We start from the raw sequence: 13,130 nt of genomic DNA, 5'->3' as shown, positions 1-13,130 counted from the left end.
AACTATAGTTCTTTTCAACATATTTACATTCACAATTTCAAAGATCGAATACTATATTTTCAAGTATTTTATATTTCATACTTTTTCATAAATTACTACTTGACTTTAATATAGTTGTCTTTCTTTCTCATTTGAAAAGAGGGGCGCTCATTTTTTTCTTCTATTTTTCATTTTATACATCTGTTCATCCGCTCGCTGGAATACATCCTGCAGCGTTTCACAGTGTACAGGATCATACAGCGCATAGCCAACGGATAGGGAAACCGGAGTATCACAATCCTTTGGAATCGTTTCCTCATAGCTCAGAATACGTTCACTCAAAGATTCCATTTTTTTATCGTTCGCATTCGGTACCAGAACGACAAATTCATCGCCGCCGAAACGGTATACCGGACAGGTACTGGCACATTTGCCGATGATGGTTGCCGCCTTTCTTATATATTCATCACCAATCTGATGCCCCAGCTCATCATTGATTTTCTTTAATCCGTTTAAATCCGCAATCAGGATCCCCAGCAGCTCCTCCTGTTTGTTCTGAATATCGACTTCAAATGCATTCCGGTTTTTCAATCCGGTCAGAAAGTCCGTATTCGCCATATCCTTATACATGGGGTTGCTGATGCGTTTAAACAAACGCACAGCGATAAACACCGCAAGCAGACAGGCAATTGCTGCAATAATCGGTGTGCCGATACGAATAATTTGAAACGCACGATACTGATGCGTGGCGTCAAATTCAATCCCTAACACACCCACGACCTCCTGCCCCTTATGTATGGGAAAATAAGAGATAAAGATAGGACCCCACTCTGTATTTTTAATCTGATTCGGTAAAATGATTTCATCATGTAAGGCAGCCGCAAGCTCCGGTATGATCTCCTCCTCGATTTTGTCTCCAGGATTGCGAAAATCAGAGCTGTCATATGGAAGACCATCCACCAGATACACGTATTCTCCCCTTGTGTTCTTTTCTGCTGTATATAAATAACGTACATTTGTACTGGCTTTTACCTCCTCCAGCTTCTCCTTCATCCGCATATAGGCTGGGTTCTCTCTGGTTAGTGCCTTCGTATTTTGAAATGTAGTTTTATCTACATAATCATCCACATACTGATAAATGCTATGAGAACGCTCCTTTAGACTGTTGATCATGTCCTCATGCGTAATATAGTAGTTAAAAAAATAAACACAGATTAAAGCTGTGGTCACAAGGACTGCCGTCACAATGGATACCTGTACATCCACTCTGCTGATTCGCCGTTTTCTATCCATATATTTCTCCCCAAATTGTTATATCAATTATAGCATGCACATGGAATAGAAGACAACGAGGAAAACCAGAAAAACATTACAGCTTGCCTAATGATAGCAATATTTTCTTATTCAGGTAGTATTTTCAATTTCTTTGACCAGCTTCCCTTTGTATTCGTTCCATAGTGTGAAGGCAGTAAAAAAGGCCACCGTAGTGACCTTTTCTTCTTTTCGATTGAGAATTAAGCTAATTCAGAGAAGAATTTGATAGTTCTAACCATCTGGCTAGTGTAAGAGTTTTCGTTATCATACCAAGATACAACCTGTACCTGTGTATTTCCGTCTTCCATTTCCATAGCCATTGTCTGAGTTGCATCAAACAGTGATCCGTAACGCATACCGATAACATCGCTTGAAACGATTTCGTCAGTAGTGTATCCGAAAGATTCATTTGAAGCAGCCTTCATAGCAGCATTGATTTCATCAACTGTTACTTTACCCTTAACAACAGCAACTAAGATTGTAGTTGATCCTGTAGGAGTAGGTACACGCTGAGCAGAACCGATCAGTTTACCTTTCAGTTCAGGAATAACCAGACCGATAGCCTTAGCAGCACCAGTAGAGTTAGGAACGATGTTTACTGCAGCAGCACGGGAACGACGCAGATCACCTTTTCTCTGAGGTCCGTCCAGTGTCATCTGATCACCTGTGTAAGCGTGGATAGTTGACATGATGCCGCTCTGGATAGGAGCTAAATCATTCAGTGCTTTCGCCATAGGAGCTAAGCAGTTTGTAGTACAAGAAGCAGCAGAGATTACTGTGTCTTCTGGTTTCAATACATCGTGGTTTGTGTTGAATACAACGGTAGGCAGATCGTTTCCTGCAGGTGCAGAGATAACAACCTTACGAGCACCAGCTTCGATGTGTGCAGAAGCTTTGTCTTTTGAAGTGTAGAATCCTGTACATTCCAGAACAACGTCTACACCTAATTTTCCCCAAGGCAGGTTTTTAGCATCAGCCTCAGCATAAATTGTGATTTCCTTTCCATCAACTGTGATAGAGTTTTCACCAGCAACTACTGTATCAGCTTTAGCGTATGTACCCTGTGTAGAGTCGTATTTTAATAAGTGAGCCAGCATTTTTGGAGAAGTCAGGTCGTTGATTGCAACTACTTCGTAACCTTCAGCCCCAAACATCTGTCTGAATGCAAGACGTCCAATACGTCCAAATCCATTAATAGCAACTTTTACTGTCATCTTCAAAGTCCTCCTTTTAACACTCTTATTATACGTATTTCATAGGTAAATGTCAATTGAGAATCTTTTCACTTACGGTTTTTTTCAGCCTTCCTTCCATTTTGGACAGCATCCGGCAGAAATTGCGATTTTCGCCTTTAAAAAGGGCTTTTTCCGAGATTCCAAACACGCATATTTTGTAAACGATTACATGAAATCACTGCACACATACGGTATTAAAACACCCCTTTCGAGCATACTGTGTATAGAGACGGGAGTGATAGTATGGTCTTTGTACCGACAATTATAGAAAGAAACGCAAGCAGTGAACGGGTGTACGATTTGTACTCCTGCCTGCTAAAGGAAAGAATCATCATATTGACTGGAGAGATTGACGATGCCATGTCCAGCTCCATATGTGCACAGCTGCTGTATCTGTCGAGTATCAGCAGTGAGCCGATTCAGATGTATATCAATTCTCCCGGTGGTAGTGTCAGTGCAGGACTGGCAATTTATGATATTATGAAATATATCCGTTGTGATGTCAGTACGATCTGTATGGGTATTTGTGCAAGTATGGCAGCGGTGCTGCTAAGTGCCGGAACACAGGGAAAGCGCAGTGCATTATCAAATAGTGAAATCATGATCCATCAGCCTATGGGTGGTATGCAGGGGCAAGCGAAGGATATGGAGATTGCTGCCCTGCACATTCAGAAGCTGAAGGAACGGCTGTACAGCATTCTCAGTGAGAATACCCAGCAAAGCAACGAAGCACTGCGACGGGACTGTGACAGGGATTACTACATGGACGCAAAGGAAGCATTGGCCTATGGTTTGATTGATGCAATTATCTGATGCAGAAAATTCTGCCCTTTCCTTATATGTTATGGTAAAATAATCGTATAAAGGAAGTGATACTATGGAACGTAAAGCAAAGAAGGTATGTGAATCTGAAGCAGAGCAGGTTCAGCTGGTCATGGCCAATCATCTAAATGGCAGTGGTCGTCTGTTTGGCGGACAGCTAGCGGAATGGATTGATGTTCTTGCCGGTGTGGTTGCAAGAAGACACTGCAACAGCAATATTACAACCGCATCCATTGACAGCCTGAATTTCAAGGAGGCTGTACATCTGAATGAGCTGATGGTGCTTCATGGTAAGGTGACCTATGTGGGAAATACCTCGATGGAAATCCGTGTGGACAGCTATGTAGAGAACAGGGATGGTGTCCGCCGACTTGTCAATACTGCATATCTTACAGAGGTCGCTTTGGATGACGAGGACCGTCCGACCACAGTCCCCGGTCTGATTTGTGATAGCGAGGAAGAAAAGCAGGAATATCAGGCAGGCATTCGTCGAAGAGAAATCCGCCTGCAGCTGCAAAATATTGCAAAGGGTAAGGATTAACATAGAATAAGATAGACCTTTCTTAATGTTTGCGTATAGCAGACAAGTATAAAAGAAGACTTATCAATACACAGAGGGCAATATAACCCTTCATGCTGAGATAAGTCTTTTTCATTATATGATAAGGGAAAAGAACTTCGCTTGGCAAAGCATTCTCAAACTACAGCGCTAGGTACAAATAACATTCTTGCACTTTATTTTCATGTTCAGCAAATTCCGCTTGATGCTATGAGAAAGGTGAACAGACATGATGCTTGTTCTCGCATTTCATTCCCTATACTTTATGCTTCTGCACACTTCTAACTCTTCGATTCACATAAATACTAAGCGTCAAACCAATGATAGAACAAACGAACGCAGCTGAATGAAGCGTGGAATCCCTTTCTATCAGAACACATGCCATAACACCTGAAAGCAATGCGATAATTGCAAGCATAAGCAGCACTCTGAAAGCAGACAGATGCACAGTTAATTTTCTAGACTTCGACATAGCCCTCTCCTTTCTATTTTATAAAGGAAGCCGACTGACAATTTCCATAAGCGCTTCATGAAACTCCTCCTCATTGATACCGATTATATAACCAGCAGCGTTAAGAATTGGAATATCATAATCATTAATTGGGGTCGTACAGGCAATCAGATCAAAAGCATTATCCTGCATAGCGAGTTCAACACCGGTTGAATTCATTTCCACAGTATCACAGCCATAACCGTTTTCCTTAAGGTAATCCTTTATTTTACTGGAAAGCATTGCTGAACTGACTGTTCCAGAGCCGCAGACTGCCAGTATACGAACAGGTCTCATTACCTGCACCCCCTTCCTGTTTCTCTTATTTTATCATATCGTAGGTGGTTTGCAAATGGCTGCTGTCATTCCAGCTAATCAAATGAAGTCCATCTTCCTGCAGCTCTAGGATACTGATTGCTGTATTCTCCAGTTGCATTCGAATAAACAGATTATGATTACTCATTTGCAGATAATGCATGAATGCCAGACGGATACTTCCCGTGTGTGAGGCAACTAGAATATGACTGCCTTCATATCGCTGAAGCAATTCATCCAGACATGCAACTACACGCTTTTGGACATCATGAAACAAATGTTCCTTAGGATGGGGAAATTCATCCGGCCTTTGTAGAAAATCAGGAAATTGTATATAGACTTTCTTCAGCTCCTCATTCGTCTTCCCTTCCCAATCTCCAAAATCAATTTCCTGTAGTCTGGTATCTATGTGAATGCATTTCTTTTTCATACTTGCCAGCTCTTGTATGGTTTCCACAGCCCTTTGTGATGGTGAGGAATAGAAAACATCAATCTTTGCATTGCGTAGTCTTGCAGTTAGCATGCGGGACTGCTGTATTCCTATTTCATTCAACGGGCAGTCACTGCTTCCCTGATAACGATTTTCTTCATTCCAGCTGGTTCGTCCATGTCGTACCAGATACAGTCTGGTTATCTTTCCCATTTATTCAAAGCATTTTTCCAGGACGTTAATAATCTGATGTTCCTGGAATGGATAGGCTTCATTATTGTTCATAATCTGATGCACCAGCTGTGGAAACATGTCTTTTTTCACACCCAGCGCCTTTAATGTCTGCGGCAGTCCCCATGCTGCAAATTTTCTTTGAAGTTCATCAATTCCCAGTTGTCCATACGCTGTATCACTCATTCCATCTGGTCTTGGAAATCGGAATACTCGTTGCGTAAACTGTACGAATTTCTCAGGCTGCTTCTGATTTACAAAGTACAGCCAGGCAGGATTAATAACAGCAAGACCTTCCCCATGTGAGGAATCTGTCAAAGCACCTACAGCATGCTGAATCCAGTGTGCCGGAAATCCTGCATTTAATCGACCACAGTCCTGTAAACCACTCATTGCAAGCGTTGATGCCCATGCGATTGCAGCCCTCGCCTCCAGATCATCCGGATACTGCAGCACATGTTCCTGCTCCAGTATCGTCATGACGATGCCCTCTCCGATACGATCAGAAACGGGATTGTCATTGATTCCATCAAAATATCCTTCGATGATGTGTGATATCGTATCAGCCATACCGGCAGCAGTCAATCTTGGCGGTACACTCACCAGCAACAGTGGATCAATAATTGCCGTTTTGGGAAAGGCATAAGGGTCATGCAACGCCCATTTCTGCCAATCCTCAGGATTCTCAGAGCGATCGTTCGTAATTACACAATGACAGCTTGTTTCTGCTCCCGTTGCCGATATTGTAGAAACTGCTACAACAGGCAGCGCTCCCTTAACCGTTTTCGTCCCTTCAAAGAACTCCCACACATCATCACTACTCAGAGCACCGATGGCAATTGCTTTTGCTGTATCAATCGTACTGCCGCCTCCCACCGCTACGATAATATCCACATGCTGTTCTTTTGCTATTCTAATACCTTCTTCCACCTTGCTAAGACGTGGATTACTGGCAATGCCCTGCAATTCTGAAACGATAATCCCAGCAGCCTGCATCAGTTTTTTTGCTTTATCAAAAACGCCCAGTTCCTCTAAAGGTCCATGCTGCTCCACCAAAAGGGCATGTGTTCCAAGTGCTGCGCATTCCTCTTTCAATTTATCAAATTCTCCACAGCCGAATACCACTTTTGTAGGATTGTAATATTGAAAAGGAAGCATACCTACACAGCCTTTCCAGAAAGTGCAGTCTGTCTTATTTTCAAAGCAGCAGATTCTGGGATATAAGAATCCTGCGGCATGTTGGCCAATGTGGCATAATACCCGACCTCAGCACATTCTTCTGCATAAATGGCAGCTGTCATAGCACCCTCCATGCTCTGACCGGAAGCCAGCAGTCCATGATTTTGCAGGAGAATGACATCACCATCATTCCCCAATGCTTCCACAGCTGCTTTTGCAAGCTCATCAGAACCAGGCATTTCAAATAATGCGGTTCGTATCGGATAATACATATTGGAAGGAACAGTAGCCCGAGGCAGCTCACAGCGCCGCATTGACATCACGGTAGCAAACAGTGAGTGGGTATGTACAATAGCACGAATATCACTGCGGTTTCGATATACCGCTGTATGCATCGGCGCCTCACTGGAAGGAATATAATGTCCTTCCAATCGTTTTCCACAAAAATCCACTATTACAATGTCCTCTGCAGTCATCGTATCATATTCAATTCCGCTCGGGGTAATCGCTACTACCTTTTCCTCTTCGTCACGCATGGAAATATTTCCGCTTGTCCCATGAATCAGACCAAGTGCATTTGCTTTTTTAATGGCCTGTAAAACCTCTATTCTAATAGTTTCGTAATTCATTTTCATCCTCCTCTTATAGTAAATCGACATCGATATGTCGGGCGTTTACAATACGCTCTTTGTTCCCACTCTGCAACAGGGCATCTACCTCCCGCATTAACAGAAACGGTGATTTCGGAACGGCACTTACCGTATCTCCAGCAATATGCGGTGTAAGGATAATATTATCCAGCTCCTGTAATCCGCTGTCTTTTTCCAGCGGTTCACTCTCAAAAACATCCAATGCTGCTCCTGCTATACGATGTTCCTTCAACGTATGAATCAGGTCATTCTGATTAACCAGTCCGCCACGTGAAGTGTTAATAAAGTAGCTACCAGGTTTCATTCGACTGAAATAACGGGTATCAATCATTCTTCTGGTCTCATCACAAAGCCGTAGATGTACAGAAATGACATCGCATTCTGAAAACAAATCTTCCAGTGTATCCAGTATACAAACGGATTCCAAACCATTATTTTTCAGCCGTTCAACCGAAAGGTACTCATCATATCCGAAGGTCTGTATATGCAAGGCCTTTAAACGCTTTGCAATTTCAATACCAACATTCCCCAGACCGGCAAGTCCAACCTTCAGATTAGAAAGTGTTGTCGTAAATTCATAATTTGGATATTTCTTAGTCCAGATTCCCTCCATCATCAGCTTATGGGAAGTAGCAATGTTTCTGGTCATCGCTATAATTAGCCCCAGTGTGAAATCAGCAACTGGTTCAGCGTTACGGATCACATTGATCACAGGAATATTACGGTCGTTCGCTGCTTCTATATTAATTTGTTCCACCCCACCCCGACATGTCAGTATTACCTTTAAATGCTTTGCCCGTTTGATTAGAGAAGCATGAAGCGGAGCAAAGTGCATCATGATGATATCTGCATCCTCTATCAATTCATCTAGCCCGGACGGATATGGCTCAGCTTCCGGTCCATTTTTTTCAATGTTTACCTGCCGTCTTGAAAATGACTGTATATCATGTTCTCCCCAGAATACCTTATCAATTCGGTTAACAGCGATAGAAGAAGATCGAATGGCTTCCTCCATCGTTTCACAGGATACAAAGACATCTCCGATTACGATAATATTTTGCTTTTCCTTTGTTATGATATCCAGCATTACACTTCCTCCATTTCAGGCAGTTTGTTGCAGGTCTCCATATATTCTTCAAGAACACTACCCTTTTTACGGTTGGCTACATACAGAATGATATATAGAACTATAACACCGCCGATCAGCAAAGGATTCATAGACAGGAAGGCAAGGAAGGATAAACAATTTAACGGTCTTGCCATAACACCAAAGCTTGCGACAAGAGTACCTGCCATCGCCATTTCTACACCAACAGAAGCAGCAACCTCTGTAAAATATGGAGCGACCAGCGTAACACACAACAATCCAAACGTATACCAGATAGCACCACAGACAATGCTTTTCGCCATATTCCCATCCGTCACACAGATAAAGACTTCAATCATATATGGAAGAGCACACAAATCTACCAGTGGCAGAAATTTATTTCCAGGAAGGATAAAAGAAACCACAAGAATAATCGGCATTAAAATGATTCCAGTGACAAGCGTTGCAGTTTCTCCATAAGCCACAGCATCATTCACGGCGATAAACCATTTTCTCCCCTTACCACTTGCAGCAGCTTTCTTGGAATATGCAGCTGACAACGGTGTAAAAGCGGATGCAAAGATTCCTGCAATTTTCGGAAAAATCGCCATGATTGCAGCGGTTGAAATCGCACAGGTAGCGATTGCGCCCCAACTTTCCAGCTTGCCCAGTTCATTGGAATAGCCCAGAACACTGATCAGGGCTCCAAGAAACAAACCAATCACCTTTGGGTCTGCAAACATACCGGCTTTTTTCTCCAATGTACTTGGATTCAATTGTATTTTTTTAAATCCGATTTTATTCAGAATCGCATTCATCACAATGGCAAACGGCACAGCTTCGCAATGCATGGGAACCGTCATGCAGCAATTTGGATACTTATAATATTTGGAAAATCTCGGTGCCAGTACCTCCGCAAACAGCAGTGTATATAGATTCTGTACAATCATGAGCAGGAACGATAGATATAGATTCCCTGTCAGAATATAAAGCATAGAGCCCCAGACCATGAATCCGTAATTATTCCAGAGATCACTCACCATGAATACATTCGTAAACTTTGTGAAATATAGAACCAGCTGCAGGATGATGGCAATCGCGAAGAACAGAATCCCTATCTCTGTCGAATAAGCAACAACACTGGTCGCCTGCCAGCCTATATCCACAATGGATAAATTGATACCGGCATTCGTTACCATGCGTTCCACAACTGGTGTAATGACTGCTGAATATGAATTAATGACAAATGTGAAGCCTGTCAGTCCAACTGCCGCAAGAATACCGCAGTCAAATGCTTTCTGTGTTTTGACCCCCATCATCTTTGCAACAATAAAAAGCATAATTGGTACAAAGACGGTTGCCCCAAACGTATTGAATACGGAACGTACAACATCTAGCATAATAAATCCTCCTTTTCAAAATTTCATGAATGATGCAGAATCCTCATAACCTCCTCCATAAATTCCTCTTCTCCCAATCCGATCAGAAAGCTGGTCGCGTTCAGCTTTGGAATTCCATAATCACCATTTACAGGACTGGAGCAGGCCATAAAATCAAAATCATGAGAAGCCATAGCAGAATCGACGCCACCTGGATTCGTTTCTATCATTTCTGCTTCAAAGCCATTCTCAGCGAGCATATCCTTCAGCTTACTAGCAATCATCGATGACGTCACCGTCCCGGAGCCACAAACACATAATACATTGATTTTTTTCATAAAAAACCCCTCCTGACTAATCAAAGTAGCGTTTTCCTAAAGTAAATATTTCCTGCTCATCGGATGCCAGCTGAAATTTTCTGACAATCATTGGATCAGCAAATGCTTTCATAACTTTTCGAAGCTGGTCAATCTGTTCTTTCGGATTTTGAATCGCCATAACAAATAATATTTCTGCAGGTACAGATACTCCGGTATTGCCCATATGCATGAATGTAACAGGCTTCTCCATTGTCGCAATGGCAATAGCAGGCTTTAATACATGGCTTGGATCAGTATGCGGCATGGCGATTGATATCGTCTGCAGATTCAATCCAGTCGGATATATCTCCTCTCTTTTTAAGAGAGCTTCTGTATAGCTTTCACGAACATACCCTTTTTCAAATAACAGCATCCCCATATTCCTGAGTGCCTCATCCCTTGTACCTGCACACAGATGCATCCGTATCAGATTTTTATCAACAATGCTCATTTTCTCACCTCCTTTGCTTTCCTTACGCCCTCATTGTAAGCGCAATCATATTTTTTTAATATACCAAAAGTATTCACAAGTTCAAATGAATCAAGCGAAAAAATATGTGATGTCAATTACTATAAATGAGAGCTGACGCCAAAAAGGACATCTTACTGATGCCCCGTTTTATTCGGTTTCTAATGACGTTCTCACCTCCAGCAATTCGCTGATATGTGTCAGTTCATCAAAATATGTATAGATATTCATCAACGTATTCCAATGAGAATAATTGTCTACGGTTGAGAAAAACAGAAAAATTCTTGCTTCCAGTTCACCTGGGCACAGAACAGGTGTTTCTGTTATGATTACGCATTCATCAATACTACCACCTATCTCCTTATGCATTGGGCAGTGAACCAGAATCACATGTTTACGAATCTGATACAAACCTCCCACATGTTCGCGAAAGCGTAGTTTCATACGTTCAATCAGACGCTTTGCACGACTATCACCTACAAGGTGTGTACATCCGCATGATAGTAACATATCCCAATCTAGATGCTTATAATTAAGTACCTCTCCATTTTTAATTTTATCCTGCAAATCAATTATCTCGACAGGGTCGATTAAAAGCTTTTTTTGCGGCTCCAAAAGACGAAACAGATCAAAGTACAGGTTTACTTTGTCAATTGTACCGGTACTGTGATGCTGTGCCGATTTTATGATACTGCGAATCACCGGATCTTTTTCCATATAAATATTCTGCTTTTCAATAGCGTCCATAAGCTTTCTACGATCTGTCTCTGTCAGAATGGGTTCAACTTCTATACAACGATTTTGGTAACGCTCAATGGATTGGAATCCATGTCCTATGCATATAATTAAGACATAGTCCTTTAAAGTCCAGCTTTTCAACTTTGATTCCACAGTTATATGATACGAGAAAGCTCCGCCAAACAATTCCTGCAGTTGTTCTTTTACAAGTGTTGTTGTCGCCATATTATCTATTCCAACGATTAGAATCATTTCTCTGGAAGATGCTGTCGAATTCTGAAGCTTCTTTTCATTCAAATGACTCGCAAAATAAATGCACAGATATGCGATTTCATCCTCACTAATCAAGGCAGAAGCTTCACTTTGTATGCCTTCAAATGCTTTTTTTGCAAAGTAATACAGTGCTGGATATCGTTTTTTTACATCATGAACCAGAGGATTCACAGTTTCTAATCCATATTTCATCCGATAATAAAGCGGCCGAATATGATAATTCAATTTCTTAATCAAGCGGTCACGATCCTGAAATGACATGCAGGATACGCGCTCGAAATTTTCAATCAGCTCTTTGGCAAAGCTCTCAATAAAGGCATCCTCTTGTTCTCTTGATACAAAATCTGTCGTCTGGATTCCTAAAAATAAAACGGTCATATAATAAATTTCCTTCTGTGACAGATTGATATCATATTGATCCAATTTACGCGAGCTGATTTCCAGAGAGCGAAAGGATACAGTATTCATCAGTGTCATTTCCTCTTCCAGATTCATGGAAACAGAAAATCCCTGAATGCTGCGGATCCAGGCCATCTGCATCATTAAGCAGACAGCGTCCATATTACCCAGAAAAAATTCACCTTTTGTATCAATTTCATACTGTTTAATGATACAGCGGCAGATTTCATAAAAATCAATATCATTTCCTGAATAGTAACAAAGTGTTTTTCGCAGCTGTGTTTTAATACGAAAACGAATTCCAGGATTTGTAAGGCGCTGTAATTTATCCTGCAACATTTTACGTAGTACTTTTTCCTCACCAATGATTCTATAGCCGCTTTGAGCATGACTTATTATTTTCAGCTTCCAAGTCTGCAATTCCTTTTTTAGCATCTTTATATCGGTGAGTACCGTATTTTTACTCACATCGAATAATTCTGCCAGAACATCTAATGTGTAACGCACATGCGATAGCGAAATGCAAAAAACCTCCATAGCTCTTCGTTCCTCAATAGAGTAATAATACTCCTCATGACGCTCCAGTTCATACAAAAGTCCTTTATTATGGTATGTTTGCAATACAATGTGATTTTCATCTATAGAAACAAGTCCCAGCTGCTGATCTTTTAAGTAATGATTAATTTTCTCTAAATCATAATACAGAGTCCTTCTTGTTACTTGTAGCTTTTCCAGTAGTATATGGATTTCTAATCCTTCTCTGGAGGCTGTTAGTTCCTCCAATATGTATACCTGTCTGCTTTTTAGTTCCATGATAGCACCTAATCCTTTAAATTTCGAATCAGATTTGATACAGCATCCCCAGCTTCTTGCTCATCCTTCCCCTCTATTCTTAATACGATCTCTGAACCGCTATAAATCCCAGCAGTCAGTATACTGATAATGCTTTTGGCATTAATTTTTTCGTTGCCACAAACAATCTGGATATCACTTTCATAGCCAGTACATAATGCTGCCAAATCACTAGCCGGTCTAGCATGAAGCCCAGTTTTGTTATTCACAACTAATTTTATTTCATACATAGCTCTCACTCCTCTGGTATATTTAAGTTACTCATATAATGAGTAATAAATTTAATATACCAGTTCTCCTTTCCACCTGAATTATTTGGTATCACTTCAGGTTGTGATAAAATGTGTAATTGTGAATGTGGATTTGTGTC

General features: G+C 41.3%; 15 protein-coding genes. 2 read left to right on the top strand and 13 right to left on the bottom strand.

Translation table 11 applies throughout. The annotated features are described in order from the left end of the window. Window positions 1-147 precede the first annotated feature (147 nt). Both NE665_RS21850 and gap read right to left on the bottom strand, forming a co-directional pair. Window positions 148-1,272: a GGDEF domain-containing protein gene (locus NE665_RS21850; protein WP_117442230.1), complete on the bottom strand. Its 1,125-nt coding sequence runs from the start codon at window positions 1,270-1,272 to the stop codon at window positions 148-150. 221 nt (window positions 1,273-1,493) lie between these two features. Then, window positions 1,494-2,507, bottom strand: a complete 1,014-nt coding sequence (gene gap, locus NE665_RS21845) for a type I glyceraldehyde-3-phosphate dehydrogenase (RefSeq protein ID WP_008816593.1) — start codon at window positions 2,505-2,507, stop codon at window positions 1,494-1,496. Between the two features lie 264 nt (window positions 2,508-2,771). On the opposite strand from gap, the gene NE665_RS21840 reads away from it, so the two are divergent. Together NE665_RS21840 and NE665_RS21835 are read left to right on the top strand one after the other, a co-directional pair. Continuing rightward, window positions 2,772-3,341: an ATP-dependent Clp protease proteolytic subunit gene (locus NE665_RS21840; protein WP_117442229.1), complete on the top strand. Its 570-nt coding sequence runs from the start codon at window positions 2,772-2,774 to the stop codon at window positions 3,339-3,341. Between the two features lie 64 nt (window positions 3,342-3,405). After that, window positions 3,406-3,891 (top strand): acyl-CoA thioesterase, encoded by a 486-nt coding sequence (locus tag NE665_RS21835; protein WP_002605986.1) that lies wholly within the window; start codon window positions 3,406-3,408, stop codon window positions 3,889-3,891. Window positions 3,892-4,165: 274 nt separating this feature from the next. Here NE665_RS21835 and NE665_RS21830 read toward each other — a convergent pair whose 3' ends face one another. The 11 genes from NE665_RS21830 to NE665_RS21780 all read right to left on the bottom strand — a co-directional run bounded on the left by NE665_RS21830 (window position 4,166) and on the right by NE665_RS21780 (window position 12,990). Next, window positions 4,166-4,381 carry a hypothetical protein gene (locus NE665_RS21830; RefSeq protein WP_117442228.1) on the bottom strand — a complete coding sequence of 72 codons (216 nt, stop codon included), beginning with the start codon at window positions 4,379-4,381 and terminating at the stop codon, window positions 4,166-4,168. Between the two features lie 18 nt (window positions 4,382-4,399). After that, window positions 4,400-4,696 carry a PTS fructose transporter subunit IIB gene (locus tag NE665_RS21825; protein WP_117442227.1) on the bottom strand — a complete coding sequence of 99 codons (297 nt, stop codon included), beginning with the start codon at window positions 4,694-4,696 and terminating at the stop codon, window positions 4,400-4,402. Window positions 4,697-4,721: 25 nt separating this feature from the next. Continuing rightward, window positions 4,722-5,357, bottom strand: coding sequence for a histidine phosphatase family protein (locus NE665_RS21820; protein ID WP_117442226.1), 636 nt, complete (start codon window positions 5,355-5,357; stop codon window positions 4,722-4,724). Next, on the bottom strand, window positions 5,358-6,533 hold the full coding sequence (locus tag NE665_RS21815) for an iron-containing alcohol dehydrogenase (RefSeq protein ID WP_117442225.1): 1,176 nt from the start codon (window positions 6,531-6,533) through the stop codon (window positions 5,358-5,360). It lies immediately after the preceding gene. Between the two features lie 2 nt (window positions 6,534-6,535). Beyond that, window positions 6,536-7,183 (bottom strand): class II aldolase/adducin family protein, encoded by a 648-nt coding sequence (locus tag NE665_RS21810; RefSeq protein ID WP_117442224.1) that lies wholly within the window; start codon window positions 7,181-7,183, stop codon window positions 6,536-6,538. A 13-nt stretch (window positions 7,184-7,196) separates the two neighbouring features. Then, window positions 7,197-8,291 (bottom strand): 2-hydroxyacid dehydrogenase, encoded by a 1,095-nt coding sequence (locus tag NE665_RS21805; protein ID WP_117442223.1) that lies wholly within the window; start codon window positions 8,289-8,291, stop codon window positions 7,197-7,199. Then, window positions 8,291-9,691 (bottom strand): PTS transporter subunit IIC, encoded by a 1,401-nt coding sequence (locus NE665_RS21800; protein WP_117442222.1) that lies wholly within the window; start codon window positions 9,689-9,691, stop codon window positions 8,291-8,293. The genes NE665_RS21805 and NE665_RS21800 overlap by 1 nt, the downstream gene beginning before the upstream one ends. A 23-nt stretch (window positions 9,692-9,714) precedes the next feature. Continuing rightward, entirely contained in the window at window positions 9,715-10,008 is a 294-nt protein-coding gene (locus tag NE665_RS21795; protein WP_117442221.1) for a PTS sugar transporter subunit IIB, read from the bottom strand. 16 nt (window positions 10,009-10,024) lie between these two features. Beyond that, window positions 10,025-10,480, bottom strand: a complete 456-nt coding sequence (locus tag NE665_RS21790; protein ID WP_117442220.1) for a PTS sugar transporter subunit IIA — start codon at window positions 10,478-10,480, stop codon at window positions 10,025-10,027. Window positions 10,481-10,648: 168 nt separating this feature from the next. Further along, on the bottom strand, window positions 10,649-12,721 hold the full coding sequence (locus tag NE665_RS21785) for a transcription antiterminator (RefSeq protein WP_117442219.1): 2,073 nt from the start codon (window positions 12,719-12,721) through the stop codon (window positions 10,649-10,651). Between the two features lie 8 nt (window positions 12,722-12,729). After that, window positions 12,730-12,990, bottom strand: coding sequence for an HPr family phosphocarrier protein (locus NE665_RS21780; RefSeq protein WP_117442218.1), 261 nt, complete (start codon window positions 12,988-12,990; stop codon window positions 12,730-12,732). Between the last annotated feature and the right edge of the window lie 140 nt (window positions 12,991-13,130).

Source organism: Clostridium sp. DFI.1.208 (assembly GCF_024463855.1).
In the GTDB taxonomy this organism is placed as follows: domain Bacteria; phylum Bacillota_I; class Bacilli_A; order Erysipelotrichales; family Erysipelotrichaceae; genus Clostridium_AQ.
Note: the sequence above shows the minus strand (reverse complement) of the source record. Positions and strands in the feature narration are given on the sequence as shown.

Coding starts and splice junctions, on each gene's coding strand:
- NE665_RS21850 (WP_117442230.1), bottom strand. CDS start 1,272: ATGGATAGAAAACGGCGAATCAGCAGAGTGGATGTACAGGTATCCATT.
- gap (WP_008816593.1), bottom strand. CDS start 2,507: ATGACAGTAAAAGTTGCTATTAATGGATTTGGACGTATTGGACGTCTT.
- NE665_RS21840 (WP_117442229.1), top strand. CDS start 2,772: ATGGTCTTTGTACCGACAATTATAGAAAGAAACGCAAGCAGTGAACGG.
- NE665_RS21835 (WP_002605986.1), top strand. CDS start 3,406: ATGGAACGTAAAGCAAAGAAGGTATGTGAATCTGAAGCAGAGCAGGTT.
- NE665_RS21830 (WP_117442228.1), bottom strand. CDS start 4,381: ATGTCGAAGTCTAGAAAATTAACTGTGCATCTGTCTGCTTTCAGAGTG.
- NE665_RS21825 (WP_117442227.1), bottom strand. CDS start 4,696: ATGAGACCTGTTCGTATACTGGCAGTCTGCGGCTCTGGAACAGTCAGT.
- NE665_RS21820 (WP_117442226.1), bottom strand. CDS start 5,357: ATGGGAAAGATAACCAGACTGTATCTGGTACGACATGGACGAACCAGC.
- NE665_RS21815 (WP_117442225.1), bottom strand. CDS start 6,533: ATGCTTCCTTTTCAATATTACAATCCTACAAAAGTGGTATTCGGCTGT.
- NE665_RS21810 (WP_117442224.1), bottom strand. CDS start 7,183: ATGAATTACGAAACTATTAGAATAGAGGTTTTACAGGCCATTAAAAAA.
- NE665_RS21805 (WP_117442223.1), bottom strand. CDS start 8,291: ATGCTGGATATCATAACAAAGGAAAAGCAAAATATTATCGTAATCGGA.
- NE665_RS21800 (WP_117442222.1), bottom strand. CDS start 9,691: ATGCTAGATGTTGTACGTTCCGTATTCAATACGTTTGGGGCAACCGTC.
- NE665_RS21795 (WP_117442221.1), bottom strand. CDS start 10,008: ATGAAAAAAATCAATGTATTATGTGTTTGTGGCTCCGGGACGGTGACG.
- NE665_RS21790 (WP_117442220.1), bottom strand. CDS start 10,480: ATGAGCATTGTTGATAAAAATCTGATACGGATGCATCTGTGTGCAGGT.
- NE665_RS21785 (WP_117442219.1), bottom strand. CDS start 12,721: ATGGAACTAAAAAGCAGACAGGTATACATATTGGAGGAACTAACAGCC.
- NE665_RS21780 (WP_117442218.1), bottom strand. CDS start 12,990: ATGTATGAAATAAAATTAGTTGTGAATAACAAAACTGGGCTTCATGCT.